A 13,169-nucleotide genomic window follows, 5' to 3' on the forward strand; every position below is an offset into this window, starting at 1 on the left:
TATATCCTTATACCTTGAAACTTACTGTGAAAATACCATCATGAGAAGTCAAGAAATTCTCATCGCCTCATTATTGTTGCTTGTTATCTGTGGTCCGCCGGGGAGCTCCAATACCATTCGGGTACCACCACGTGGTGATTCTTCAGCCCGCACACTTCCCCCATGCGATTCCATCACCTGTTTCACAATTGCAAGACCCAAACCAGATCCTGGCATTGCGCGCGACTCTACAGACCTATAGAAACGTTCAAAAACGAGTTCGCGTTCATCAGCTGGAATACCTGGTCCTTCATCGTCGACGGTAATCTCAACTCGATCATCATCAATTTGCTGCATCGTCATTGTTACTGTGCCGTTCTCTGGACTCCACTTAGCAGCATTATCGAGGACATTAAGAAATGCTCGAGAGAGACCTCTTTGGTCCCCCATTAAATACCAATCAATAAGATTAAACGTGAACTTTATATCCAGGCGTCGTCGCCGCACTCGATCAATAACTCCATCGAGTATTTCGCCGAGGTCAATAGGCTCTACAACGGAATGCTGCGAATCTTCACGAGCGAGGTCAACTAAATCGGTTACCAGGTTGGTTAATTCTTCCAACTGGCTCATGACATCGTGTTCAAGATCGGCAATATCGTCAGGTGTAATGGTGTCTGAGGGGTTCTTAGAAGCCATCATAAGGAGCTCTATGTTAGTCCGGAGACTGGTGAGTGGAGTTTTCAGCTCATGCCCAGCATCGGCTACTAATTGACTCTGCCGTTCCCGAGACTCCTGCAAAGATTTCAGCATTTCGTTGAAGGACTCGGTAAGCCGTGCCAGCTCGTCAGATCCGTACACAGGCAGTGGGGTGAGGTCGTCGGTACGCGCAATACGCTCCGTACCATCAATGAGGAGCTGCACCGGCACAAGACTAGTGCGTGCTACGGCCCATCCAGACAACATGGCAAGGAGAGTACCAATACCCGCCATAATGGCGAATACAGAAGCCATATGGCTTGTCATGGTCTGTAATGAAGAAAGATTCTGAGCTAGGACGAGAGTCCAGTCATTGATTCCCGTTGTGGTGGTGAGGATAAGACGATTGTGCTCTTTCCTCTGCGAATACGTAGTTTTTCCATGAATGACATCAAGGTCTGATTGGCCTAGCGAAATATGATCTGATCCCCGCTGGACTTCTAACGATCCATTCCCTTCTTCACTACCCTTCTGATTGTGAAGCGGATGAACCACCATGAAGTACAACCCAGGATTACGAAGTCGTGAGACCCTGATATCAGTCTCAAGTTCGCATTTTTCCAAACGGTGCAGGAAATCCTGATCAGAAAGTAATTCCGTAGCTTGATCTTCTAGAGTTCGTTCAGCACTACTTAGTAAAGACCGAGAAGCAACCCAGTATCCCACAAAAGAAGTAACGGCGATAGCAACGAAAACCATTGCGGCAGAGAGCAAAGCAATAGTCCAACTCATCTTGATACGAAAGACGAGAGGCGGTTTACTCCCCTTATTTTCCTGCCATGAGGCCGCTCTATCTATTTGTTTCTTTCCCCACGTGGGATGTTTTCTCCTCGGCAATGCTTATCCTTGCTTATCCTTAGCCTTTATGATCACGCATTACATAACCAACGCCGCGAACCGTATGGATAAGGCGCTCTTCACCAGCAGACTCAGTCTTGCGCCGCAGATAACCAATATAAACTCCTAGAGCATTACCAGAAGTTGGGAATGAATATCCCCATAATTCCTCCAAAATACGGTTACGGCTAAGCACACGCCGTGGGTTGGAGATAAGAAGCTCTAATAATGCGAACTCGGTACGGGTGAGAGAGATCGGGCGGTCACCACGATACACTTCACGAGTAACGGGGTTAAGAGAAAGATCCGCAAAAACTAAATTCTCAGTTTCTTCTTCTCCCCCATCGCGGCCTGTACGACGCAGAAGTGCGCGCAACCTAGCAAGCAGTTCCTCAAGAGCAAAAGGCTTGGGCAAATAATCATCTGCGCCAGCATCAAGACCAGCTACACGCTCAGAAATAGCGTCTCGCGCCGTCAACATCAGAATTGGCATATCGTCGCCTCGGTTACGAAGCTCTCGGCACACTTGAAGCCCATCTATCTGTGGCATCATGACGTCAAGGATCATGCCATCTAGCTGTTGCTGGTTAATAATATTGAGAGCTTGCTCCCCATTCTCTGCTAGAACTACTGAGTAGCCATTAAATGTGAGAGATCGCCGTAATGACTCCCGTACAGCTTCATCATCATCAACAACTAGAATTTTCATGGTCTATATATCCCTTAATAATCGGCTTTTCTTTTCACATCATTGTATATATTGCATTCAGCAAGTCCCTTGATGAAAAAGATACTCATCTTACCGTGTTATTAAATCCTATCAGCCTAAACCAATTGGCATCTGCGAGTACGTGGAGTAAGTACTACTCTTTCTCAAAGTAATAAATCCTATAGAAATAGATGAGGAAGAGGGCCACAGTCTAAACTGTGGCCCTCTTCCTTAGGGATCGAATCAAGCTATCAGGTTGTAACTTTTACTGATAGTAGGTGGCCACGCACGTTACACGTGGTCCATTCATATCAGTCGAGGTCAACCAGGCCGAGCTTAGCGGCCTTCACCAGACGGCGCGGAACAGCGGTAGTCTGGCCATCGATCTTAACATTGTCCAGTGCGGCATTATCGACCTTCCACTGGGAGCGGCGCGAATGAGTGTTCGCGCGCGACTTACGGAACTTAGGAGTTGCCATGTTCAGGTCCTTATCTAGATAAAGAAGCGCGAACTACTTCTTGGATGCTTTGGGAATACGCTTACCGTAGCGACGCTGGAATTTCTCAACGCGACCGGCGGTATCCATAACGCGCTGAGCTCCTGTCCAGAACGGATGAGACTCGGAGGTCACGTCCACGACGAGCAACGGGTAGGTATTGCCATCCTCCCACTCAATGGTGCGATCCGAGGTAGCAGTGGAGCGGGTGATGAACTTGGTACCGGTGCTCGCATCCTGGAAAACCACCGGGTGGTAGTCGGGGTGAATATCCTTCTTCATTGATCGTCCCTTGTAGATGATGTTTAGTGGTCTAGCTATACCGCGAACCTAACCCCAGCTGCATTGCTGATAACAGAGAGCTGACGATAGTTGGCCATCCTCAACAACAAATGTTCTGAGGGCCTCGCGGCGTATTTGCAGCTTCTACGAGATATCTCGCAAAACGTGCGACTGCCCAATACTACTAGCGAAATGTACGAGAAAGAAAATCGACGTCTTTCAACAATCATCTAAGTATAATGGTGTCCTGCGGGTTTCTCCAATTTGCTAATAACGAGCTTGCTAGCAACGAACACGCAGTTTCCGCTACTTCTCCACACGTATTTTTGTGATCTGCTTGGCGAAAATGCCCGAATACACTCAAATTGCCAAAAGCGGATTTTCCGGGTAGCGTAGATGCCTGCTGTTGTCTATACGTATGTCAGCGCCCACCCCGGTTCTTCCGACCGTCCAATCGGATGCCGAATAAGGATGGGCGGAAGGAGAAAGAACGCCAATGTCGGCGCATTGCCAAGTAACGGGACGGAAGCCGAGTTTCGGCAAGTCCGTTTCGCACTCGCACCGGCGCACTAATCGTCGGTGGAACCCGAACATTCAGCGGCGTCGTTACTACCTCCCCTCGGAGGACCGCTACGTCACCCTTTCAGTCTCCACAAAAGGCATCAAGACCATCGATCGTGATGGAATCGAGGCCGTTGTGGCTCGTCTGCGCGCACAGGGAGAACGTATCTAATGGCACGTAACGAAATTCGCCCTATTGTTAAATTGAAGTCCACGGCTGGTACTGGTTACACCTATGTAACCCGCAAGAACCGCCGCAATGATCCCGATCGTCTCGTTATTAAGAAGTACGATCCGGTTGTCCGTAAACATGTTGAATTCCGCGAGGAGCGATAGAAATGGCTAAGAAGTCCAAGATCGCTAAAAACGAGCAGCGTAAAGCTATGGTTGCCCGCTACGCGGAACGCCGTCAGGAATTGAAGCACATCATTTCCTCCCCCAATAGCTCTGATGAAGAGCGCATGGAAGCACAGTTCAAACTGAACAAGATGCCACGTGACGCCAGCCCAATTCGCGTTCGCAACCGCGACTCCGCTGATGGTCGTCCCCGCGGCTACCTACGCAAGTTTGGTGTGTCCCGTGTTCGTCTCCGCAAGATGGCTCACGATGGTGAGCTACCTGGTATCAGCAAGTCGAGTTGGTGAGGTAACAGATGGCTATGAAGCGCAACTACAATAAGAAACACCGCGCTGAGCAGGGTCGTCGCCCTAAGAAGAACCCTCTCGTCGCCGCAGGTGTTGAGCATGTTGATTACAAAGATGTCAACCTGCTTCGTCAGTTCATCTCTGATCGCGGCAAGATCCGCAGCCGTCGCGTCACTGGTCTCACTCCTCAGCAGCAGCGTGAAGTTGCTGTCGCAGTGAAGAACGCTCGCGAAATGGCTCTTCTTCCGTTTACCAGTCGCTAAACCGGCGTGAACTGATACGTTTTAAACAGCAGAAGGTGGCCGTACCTGTTAGGGGTACGGCCACCTTCTTCTTTGTGTAGTTTTGTGCAGTCATTATCTAGAATCGGTAACTGAAGCACGCATGTGCATCCTCCTGCTGCCCCTCTACTGCCTCCCCTAACCCCTGTTAACTCGTTGAAAGGATAAGACCGATGCTTGGCGTCCTCCACGGTTTTGGAGTTATCGCTATCATCATCGCCATCGGTTACCTGCTTGGCCGGCTGAGAATCCTCTCCGAAGAGATGGCACGAGGGCTAAACAATATCTGCTTCTGGATTGCGACGCCATCACTTCTTTTCGACACCCTTATTAAAGCGGATCTCAAATCCGTATTCTCAGTGCACCTTAGCGTGGCTGTCTTCGCTAATGCAGTAACGTCGCTACTCTTTATCCTTATTTCTTACCTATGGTTAAAACGCAAGCCAGCAGAACTGGTTATAGGTGGTCTTGCTGCCGGTTATGTGAATTCAGCTAACCTAGGCATTCCCATCGCTCTGTATGTCATTCATGACACTACTGCCTTCGTCCCCATCTTGCTCTTCCAAACTATTCTGTTGTGTCCCTTAACACTCTCCCTATTGGACTATCTTGTCCTTGACCATTCAGAGCAGAAAACATGGGAAAGGCTACTACAGCCGTTAAAGAATCCTATGGTGATCTTTGGCCTTGCAGGTCTTATTTTCGCTCTCGGGCATTGGACACCTCCCACTATTGTGAGCGAACCCCTACATCTCATTGGCCAAACAGCAGTCCCCTGTGGACTCCTTGGTTTTGGACACTCTTTTTACGGGGTAAAAGTGATGGAAAAAGGCATTACTCCCCGACGTGATGTTGCCTTAGCTGTCACTTTAAAATCGGTTGTTATGCCTTTTATTGCGTGGTTATTCGGCCGCTTTGCCCTGCATCTTGACCCTCAAACACTTTTCGCCGTCTGCGTGTGTGCAGCCCTTCCCACTGCAGTAAACGTCTATATTTTTGCCACGCGCTATAACACTGCACGCTACCTAGCACGCGACGCCGGTTTTCTTTCCACTATCCTTGCGATACCCGTCATCCTTATTATTTCTGCTCTCCTCTTACCCACGTAAAATCCGTATCTCCACACAATACGTATAAGAAATCCCCGCCACCCATGTACTGAGTATTAAACCCAGTGCTAGTGGGTGGCGGGAACCGTCCTAACTATCTGAGCACTTTTGTACAGTACGCTTTCAAAGCGCAGTGCTCTTGTAACAGTGCTTTTTAGTGTGCGAAGTGACGGCAGCCTGTCAGATACATTGTGATACCTGCTGCTTGAGCAGCCTCAATGACCTCATTGTCACGGATAGAACCACCAGGCTGGACAACAGCTTTCACACCAGCTTTCGCAAGTACCTCAAAGCCATCGGCGAAGGGGAAGAACGCATCGGATGCGGCGACGGATCCTACAACTCGATCTCCAGCGCGCTCCACCGCCAATTTAGCGGCATCTACACGGTTAACCTGCCCCATACCAACGCCAACTGTCGCTCCTTCCTTAGCCACTAAGATGGCATTGGATTTAACCGACCGGCACGTACGCCACGCGAACTCCAGATCCCGCAGTGTTGCTTCATCGGCAGGCTCACCGGAGGCTAGCGTCCAATTCTTAGCATAGTCGCCGTCAACGTCCACACGGTCGCGTTCCATGCAGAGTAGACCACCCGTAACCTGGCGGAAGTCGTAGAACGGTGCGTCAAACTCGGGAACTTCCATAATGCGGAGATTCTTCTTCTGGGAAAGAATTTCCACAGCACCGTCTTCATAGGAGGGGGCAAGAATTGCCTCGGTAAAGACGTTCACAACTTCCTTGGCCATCTCGCAGGAGACCTCCGTATTGGAAGCAATAATGCCACCAAAAGCAGAAACGGGATCGCAAGCGTGCGCCTTCCGGTATGCGTCAGCAACAGACTGGTCAGAGATCGCAATACCGCAGGGGTTAGCGTGCTTGATGACGGCGACGCAAATACCGTCATGGTCGTGGGCGGAACGCCAGGCGGCATCGGCATCCATGTAGTTGTTGTAGCTCATGGCTTTACCGTGCAGTTGCTTCGCCTGGGCGATACCAGGGTGGGCATTATCCAAGTACAGCGCTGCTGACTGATGCGGGTTCTCGCCGTAGCGGAGGACATTACCGCGCACAAAAGTGGCACCTTCCCATACCGGAAATTCTGCTTCGCGCTTTTCTTCTTCAGTCTGGGCGGCGGCAGCGGCTTTCTTCCCGAGTTGCTCACCGAACCAGGACGCCACAGCAACATCATAGGAGGCAGTGTGGCGGAATGCGTCAGCAGCAAGTTCAGTACGTTGCTCCAGCGTAAAGCCGCCTTCCTTCACAGCGGTAAGAACATCACTGTAGCGGGACGGGTCAACGACAACCGCAACCGAGGGGTGGTTCTTTGCAGCAGCGCGAACCATGGAGGGGCCACCTATATCGATCTGTTCCACACAAGCGTCGAAGGGCGCGCCGGAGGCAACTGTTGCTTCAAAGGGGTAAAGGTTGACGATAACGAGCTGGAAGGCTTCCACACCGAGTTCGGCGAGTTGCTGCATGTGCTCGTCTTTTCGGGTATCTGCCAAGATACCGGCATGGACACGTGGGTGGAGGGTCTTGACGCGTCCCTCGAGGCATTCCGGGAAACCCGTCAATTCGTCAACGGGGGTGACGGGAACGCCGGCATCAGAGATACGGCTAGCAGTGGAGCCGGTAGAGACGATCTCTACACCAGCCTCATGTAGCCCTTTGGCGAGTTCTTCAAGTCCGGTTTTGTCATAGACACTGACTAGAGCGCGCTTAATCGGCTTACGAGAATCAGACACTGATTTCCTTCTTCTACTGTGATTGTTGGATACGGGTCACACGGGCTGATGGACCGTCTGTGGCGATATCCGCGATAACTTCGCAGAGTAAACGCCTTTCCACAATTTTGATGCGGTCGTGGAGAGCCTCGACAGTATCGTCGGGCAGTACAGGAACCGGCTCTTGTGCAAGTAGTGGGCCGGTATCGACACCTTCGTCAACAAGGTGAATGGAGGAGCCGGTGTATTTCACACCGTAGGCAAGAGCATCTTCCACCGCATGTGCGCCTTTAAAAGCTGGCAGCAAAGCAGGATGGGTATTAATGAACCGGCCCCCGAAATCTTTAAGAACATTTTTCCCGGCAATGCGCATAAAACCGGCAGAAACAATAAGATCTGGCTGATAGCGCGCAATGGTTGTGGCGAGTGCTTCATCCCATTCCGCGCGATTAGCATAATCGGAAAAATTGACGAGGAACGTCTCGATACCAGCTGATTCGGCTCGAGTCAGTCCTTCACAGGGACGGTCAGCCCCCACAGCTACAATTTCTGCGGGATAGTGAGGATCGCGAGTTGCTTCCACTACAGCGTTCATCAGAGAGCCAACACCAGACACAAGGATGACCAGGCGTAGCTTGGTTGTAGAGGCTACAACATCCACGACAGACACTCCGAATACTCACTCACTGGGAATAGGAATAGTGTAACCCGTCACACTCTATTTTCCCTACCCCTATCACTTAAGAAGAAGTATTTATAGAGTTATTATCGGTACCGTCTGCATCATCTACAGACTCTGACATCTCGTCTGACTCTCCAGCATCACTGTTTTCTACAGTATCTGCGCTCTCACTGTTTTCTGATGTATCAGAGTCAGATGTGTCAGTGTTCTCATCCGGCTCAGTTACGTCTGATCCGTCTTTTTCTTCTGACTTTTCTTCAGATACGTCCTCTTCTACATCGTCACTCTCATCGTCACGCTCATCGACAGCGCGTTTCTTCGCACGACGTTGACTGTGTGCAGCTTTAATACTGGCAAACCCCTCCCCACGTTGTACGAATACGGTAACCGAGCCAAGAATTCCGATCCAGGCGGCCAGAATAAGACCCGTTAACCCTTCTGACATGCGCACGGAACCCATCACTCCAATTTCCCCTCCGGCAAGCCAAGCGCCAAGCGCTGCGCATGCTGCTGTGGTGGGGGTAGCGAATGCAATTGCTTTGAGACGGTCTTGTACAGTTTCTCCGGGGGTACGGCACGCCACTACTATTGCTGCAGCAATGGGAATAGTGAGGAAGATAAGCCACCACGTTTGCGCTTCATCCTGTGGAAGCGCAGCAAAAAGAGGGAATGCCGGTAATTTGTCGAGATGTGTGGCGTAGAGACTCGTCTGGAAAAGACCAACGTGAATACCTCCTCCGGACAATATGGTGGCCGCAGCAACCATCATGTTGGGAAGGTAGAGAAGGCTAAATACTCCAAATCCTGCAATACCGGCGGCAGAATTACCGTAATTTAGTACCTGCCCAATGAGGTTCCAATGGGCAATTAAAGCGACAACGCTAGCAATAGATCCTGCCATGAGCATGGCACAAAGGAATTGCTCTGTCACCCAAAAACCGGCCTTCCCCCAGCTGGGAAAAGTATCTCGAGCATGCGGAATGAGGTATAAAACGTGCTCCCGTAAACCAATAGTTATACCCACAAGCGTGATGAAGAAGACCATGCCAACCATCACACCTGCGTGTGGCGGCTGAATGAACACTATGCCACGCATACCCCACATACCTCCCCAGCCAATTCCCGCGAAAATGAGAGGAATAAGAATGGAGAGAAGGCTAAAGAGCTGCGTATCCGCAGGTATATCATCAGCGATAAATCGACGAGCTACCCACGCAAGGAACACAATATAGAGGAGGGTAGGTAAGAGTGGGAGAAAACCCATAACAGTTACGAACCCGGTTGGTCCAATACCTGTAAAAGGTACGTGGAATACTGCCATCCACAGTGAAAGAGTTAATGGCCACCAGTGGGGTGAATCCATATCGGTCACTGCCACGGTAATACCAGCCACAACCATAGCAACAACAAGTAGAGCTACTGACGGAAGCAGTGCCGGAACGATAACTCCTCTACGCCCACGAAAAATACTCAATACGTGTGCGCTCCGAGGGTGAGTAGATTCACCAGTTTCACTACTGGCCACAAGCCTCTCCTCCTCGGTAGACAGTATGAGTCACCTATTTATTATGCAGGCTTGCATACACTTCGCGTGTTAGACGGGCAGTCTCTGAAGGAGTTTTGCCTACTTTTACGCCGACGGCTTCAAGAGCATCCTTTTTGGCCTGTGCTGTTCCTGAGGATCCCGAAACGATAGCTCCGGCATGCCCCATAGTTTTCCCTTCAGGAGCAGTGAATCCGGCAACGTAGCCAATAACTGGCTTCGTGATATGGGTCTTAATGTATTCTGCGGCTTTTTCTTCCGCATCTCCACCAATCTCGCCGATCATGACGATGAGTTCTGTATCCGGATCATCTTCAAAAGCTTGTAAAGCATCAATGTGAGTAGTGCCGGGAATAGGATCGCCACCAATGCCAAGAGCTGTTGAAATGCCAATTTCTGAAACATCCGCCATCAGCTGGTAGGTAAGAGTACCGGATTTAGAGACAAGACCGATGGGGCCAGATGAGGAAATTCCATCAGGAATAATGCCGATATTTGTCTCTTCCGGGGTAATAATACCGGGACAGTTAGGACCGATGATGCGAGTCTTTTGTCCATGATTAACGTTATGCGCCCAGGCAACAGCAGCGTCATGCACCGGAATACCCTCAGTAATGGTAACAAGGACAGGAATTTCTGCGTCAATAGCTTCTATCATGGCGCTTTTAGCGTGAAACGCAGGCACGAAAACAACTGACACATTAGCGCCGGTAGCTGCCATAGCTTCTTTAACTGTTCCAAAAACGGGAATGTCTTTATTGACGTTATCGAAATGGACAATAGCTCCAGCTTTTCGCGGGTTCACTCCAGCCACAATAGTGGTGCCGGCAGCAAGCATACGGGCAGTATGTCGCATTCCTTCATGGCCTGTCATTCCTTGTACGACCACGCGACTATTTTTGTTGACGAAAATCGACATAAGAGCTTCTCCCCTACTTTCCCGCGCTAGCGTGGGCGCTGCGCTCAGCAACAATGCGCGCTACTTTTTGAGCTCCGCCATCCATATCAGTCGCCGTCGTGATGAGCGGATGATGCACACTATTGAGAATCTCTTGTGCAGCAGCCACCTCGTTACCATCAAGCCTTACAACAAGTGGTTTAGTGAAGGTATTCCCCAACTGTTTAAGGGCGCTAAGAATGCCGTTGGCCACCTCTACACAAGAAGTGATGCCCCCAAAGACATTCACAAAAACGGCTTCTACCTGTGGGTCTTCCATAATAATTCGGAGGCCAGACTCCATGACGGAGGCAGATGCTCCACCACCAATATCAAGGAAATTCGCGGGTTTAACATTGCCATAGCGTTCCCCTGCATAAGCTACGACATCGAGAGTGGACATAACCAGACCAGCACCATTACCGATAATGCCAACATTCCCATCGAGTTTGACATAGTGCAGACCAACTTCTTTAGCCGCTAATTCGCATGGATCAGCATGGGAATTGTCGCGATAATCTGCGAAAATGTCGCGGTGACGCTTTTCTGCATTATCGTCGAGCGTCATTTTGCCATCGATAGCGAGAACACGATTATCCACTGTTCTTACAAGGGGATTAACTTCTACCAAGCTGGCATCAGTTTCTGTAAATACGTGGTAAAGCTTTTCAATACTGTCTGCTGCAGTATCCAGAATGTCGTCAGGTAAATGACCACGTTTGGCAATTTCGCGTGCCATAGCGCGGTCAACGCCCTTCTCCGGATCAATAGGAACTTTAGCGAGAGCTCCTGGACGTTCCTTAGCTACAGTCTCGATATCCATGCCCCCCGCTACTGAACACATCGCTAAGAAACGACGATGGGAGCGATCGATAAGAAATGAGATGTAGTATTCCTCCGCAATATCAACGCCTGGGTCAATGAGGACCTTATCAACGCGGTGCCCTTTAATATCCATACCAAGAATTAAGGCAGCGTAAGAGGTAACGTCTTCCCGCGTCCGCGCGAGCTTCACTCCACCTGCTTTGCCACGGCCCCCCACTTTTACCTGAGCTTTAATAACTACAGGGAGATCCATTGAGGCTGCTGCTACTGCCGCTTCTGCTGGAGTAGTTACCACGCTACCGCGGAGTGTAGGAACTCCATATCTATCGAAGAGTTCTTTCGCTTGATGTTCGTAAAGGTCCATTCATTCATCGTTTCTTGCTCGGAGGTGGGACACGCGCAAGAAAAACAATCGTTCCCTACCTTGATGACTATTACCGATTCAAGGGCACTTGTATAGCAGTTTACGAGGAAACTACTGGAAAGACAGTCTGAATTGCAGAAGTACCACGTAATATCGATTCACAACCAGATGGGAAAACATACAGAAACTTTATAATTAAGAAACATTAATTTTCTTTACTGTGAACAATAATGAAATTATTTTCCATGCCTAAAATACTCCTCATAATCCTACAAAATCGCTTTTATCTGCCCATATACCGCAAATAACGGTTTTAAAACCGCTCCATTAAATAAGCGATAAATGTCACAAACCGGAGTTCACTCAACACACAGAAACTTTTGTTGTAACAACTTTCGTTATCATCTAATCTAGTAAACATTGGCTAATAAAAAGACTGCGGATCTTTACGGTGAACACACTTGTGGACACCGCCCGTGAGCCCGTCTGCAATGCTGACCGTGAACACCACCAGTGAATACTGAAACAGTATGCGGGCCACTATGCAGACCGTTATACAAGATCGTTTAAGAAGGGAATGCTTGTGAGCAACGAGCGCAAGAGTGAAGACGCTGAAGCTATGAAGCTTCCCCGTCACCGCGCCTCAGCTAAGTCCATCTCAGGTGGCGCTGCTGGCACTGTAGGCACCGTCGCCGTTGCTCTGGCAGCTGGCGCTATTACAACTGCTGGCGTTACTTCCGCACTTGCCTCCAACAACACAAGTGTCCGTCACGATCCCATCGAACTAGCCAATAACGTCATCGAACAAGACTCTTCCCTTACCCCTGTTATTGCCAGCGCTACTGACACTGATGCACTCGCAGGGTTCACTAGCCAGTTAAAGGTTGCCGGTACTGCGCAGCACCACCGTATGGCAGCGGAATTGGCATCTCGCCAGCCCACTGTTGTACTTCCTGCTGTCGGTATTATTACCTCTGGTTTTGGTCCGCGCTGGGGTTCTTTCCACGGCGGTATTGATATTGCTAATGCAGCAGGAACCCCCATTCACGCTATTGCTGACGGTGTCGTTATCGACTCTGGTCCAGCTGCTGGCTATGGCAACTGGATCCGTATCCGTCACAACAACGGCGCTATCTCTGTGTACGGCCACATGTATGATCTCTTCGTTTCTAAGGGAGAGAAAGTTAAAGCTGGGCAGAAAATTGCGGGTATGGGCTCTGCTGGTTTCTCCACCGGCACTCATCTCCATTTTGAGATTTGGCCTGATGGTGCACGTAAAGTTGATCCCCTTCGCTGGCTCGCCCGCTTCGGACTCCACTTCTAATACTTCTTCTACTTAATAAAAACGTACTTGCTGTGTAGAGGTTGTCCCTACAGATTTCACTCTGTAGGGACAACCTTTACGCATACCTCTATATGCACTGATTGTTATTG

Annotated in this window: 15 protein-coding genes; 6 read left to right on the forward strand and 9 right to left on the reverse strand. The window is 49.8% G+C overall.

The genetic code is table 11. The features are described from left to right. Positions 1 to 48 precede the first annotated feature (48 nt). The 4 genes from QZV76_RS02145 to QZV76_RS02160 form a co-directional block, all read right to left on the reverse strand. The gene (locus QZV76_RS02145; protein WP_290595580.1) at positions 49 to 1,470 is read right to left on the reverse strand and encodes a HAMP domain-containing sensor histidine kinase; all 1,422 of its coding nucleotides are present in this window, start codon (positions 1,468 to 1,470) and stop codon (positions 49 to 51) included. Between the two features lie 124 nt (positions 1,471 to 1,594). Next, on the reverse strand, positions 1,595 to 2,284 hold the full coding sequence (locus tag QZV76_RS02150) for a response regulator transcription factor (protein WP_290595582.1): 690 nt from the start codon (positions 2,282 to 2,284) through the stop codon (positions 1,595 to 1,597). Between the two features lie 311 nt (positions 2,285 to 2,595). Continuing rightward, positions 2,596 to 2,763 carry a 50S ribosomal protein L32 gene (gene rpmF / locus QZV76_RS02155; RefSeq protein WP_290595584.1) on the reverse strand — a complete coding sequence of 56 codons (168 nt, stop codon included), beginning with the start codon at positions 2,761 to 2,763 and terminating at the stop codon, positions 2,596 to 2,598. Positions 2,764 to 2,796: 33 nt separating this feature from the next. Then, on the reverse strand, positions 2,797 to 3,063 hold the full coding sequence (locus tag QZV76_RS02160; RefSeq protein ID WP_290595586.1) for a type B 50S ribosomal protein L31: 267 nt from the start codon (positions 3,061 to 3,063) through the stop codon (positions 2,797 to 2,799). Between the two features lie 496 nt (positions 3,064 to 3,559). On the opposite strand from QZV76_RS02160, the gene rpmB reads away from it, so the two are divergent. The 5 genes from rpmB (at position 3,560) to QZV76_RS02185 (ending at position 5,658) form a co-directional block, all read left to right on the forward strand. Then, entirely contained in the window at positions 3,560 to 3,796 is a 237-nt protein-coding gene (gene rpmB / locus QZV76_RS02165) for a 50S ribosomal protein L28 (protein ID WP_053961625.1), read from the forward strand. After that, positions 3,796 to 3,960 (forward strand): 50S ribosomal protein L33, encoded by a 165-nt coding sequence (gene rpmG / locus QZV76_RS02170; RefSeq protein WP_290595591.1) that lies wholly within the window; start codon positions 3,796 to 3,798, stop codon positions 3,958 to 3,960. The genes rpmB and rpmG overlap by 1 nt, the downstream gene beginning before the upstream one ends. Positions 3,961 to 3,962: 2 nt before the next feature. Further along, on the forward strand, positions 3,963 to 4,268 hold the full coding sequence (rpsN, locus tag QZV76_RS02175) for a 30S ribosomal protein S14 (RefSeq protein WP_290595593.1): 306 nt from the start codon (positions 3,963 to 3,965) through the stop codon (positions 4,266 to 4,268). Between the two features lie 8 nt (positions 4,269 to 4,276). Further along, on the forward strand, positions 4,277 to 4,531 hold the full coding sequence (gene rpsR, locus QZV76_RS02180) for a 30S ribosomal protein S18 (RefSeq protein WP_053961628.1): 255 nt from the start codon (positions 4,277 to 4,279) through the stop codon (positions 4,529 to 4,531). A 191-nt stretch (positions 4,532 to 4,722) separates the two neighbouring features. Beyond that, entirely contained in the window at positions 4,723 to 5,658 is a 936-nt protein-coding gene (locus QZV76_RS02185) for an AEC family transporter (RefSeq protein ID WP_290595595.1), read from the forward strand. Between the two features lie 154 nt (positions 5,659 to 5,812). Here the strand turns inward: QZV76_RS02185 and purH are convergent, their stop codons facing one another. From purH to sucC, 5 genes are all read right to left on the reverse strand, one after another. Further along, complete coding sequence (gene purH / locus QZV76_RS02190) at positions 5,813 to 7,405, reverse strand: bifunctional phosphoribosylaminoimidazolecarboxamide formyltransferase/IMP cyclohydrolase (RefSeq protein WP_290595597.1); 1,593 nt, start codon at positions 7,403 to 7,405, stop codon at positions 5,813 to 5,815. 13 nt (positions 7,406 to 7,418) lie between these two features. Beyond that, entirely contained in the window at positions 7,419 to 8,054 is a 636-nt protein-coding gene (purN, locus tag QZV76_RS02195) for a phosphoribosylglycinamide formyltransferase (RefSeq protein WP_290595598.1), read from the reverse strand. Positions 8,055 to 8,124: 70 nt separating this feature from the next. Then, on the reverse strand, positions 8,125 to 9,591 hold the full coding sequence (locus QZV76_RS02200; protein ID WP_290595600.1) for a DUF6350 family protein: 1,467 nt from the start codon (positions 9,589 to 9,591) through the stop codon (positions 8,125 to 8,127). A gap of 34 nt (positions 9,592 to 9,625) precedes the next feature. After that, positions 9,626 to 10,528, reverse strand: a complete 903-nt coding sequence (gene sucD, locus QZV76_RS02205) for a succinate--CoA ligase subunit alpha (protein WP_290595602.1) — start codon at positions 10,526 to 10,528, stop codon at positions 9,626 to 9,628. 13 nt (positions 10,529 to 10,541) lie between these two features. Then, positions 10,542 to 11,735, reverse strand: coding sequence for an ADP-forming succinate--CoA ligase subunit beta (gene sucC / locus QZV76_RS02210; RefSeq protein ID WP_290595604.1), 1,194 nt, complete (start codon positions 11,733 to 11,735; stop codon positions 10,542 to 10,544). Positions 11,736 to 12,318: 583 nt separating this feature from the next. On the opposite strand from sucC, the gene QZV76_RS02215 reads away from it, so the two are divergent. Next, on the forward strand, positions 12,319 to 13,059 hold the full coding sequence (locus QZV76_RS02215; RefSeq protein WP_290595607.1) for a M23 family metallopeptidase: 741 nt from the start codon (positions 12,319 to 12,321) through the stop codon (positions 13,057 to 13,059). The last annotated feature ends 110 nt before the right edge of the window (positions 13,060 to 13,169 follow it).

The sequence above is a fragment of the Lawsonella sp. genome (genome assembly GCF_011525565.1).
Taxonomy (GTDB): Bacteria; Actinomycetota; Actinomycetes; order Mycobacteriales; family Mycobacteriaceae; genus Lawsonella; species Lawsonella clevelandensis_A.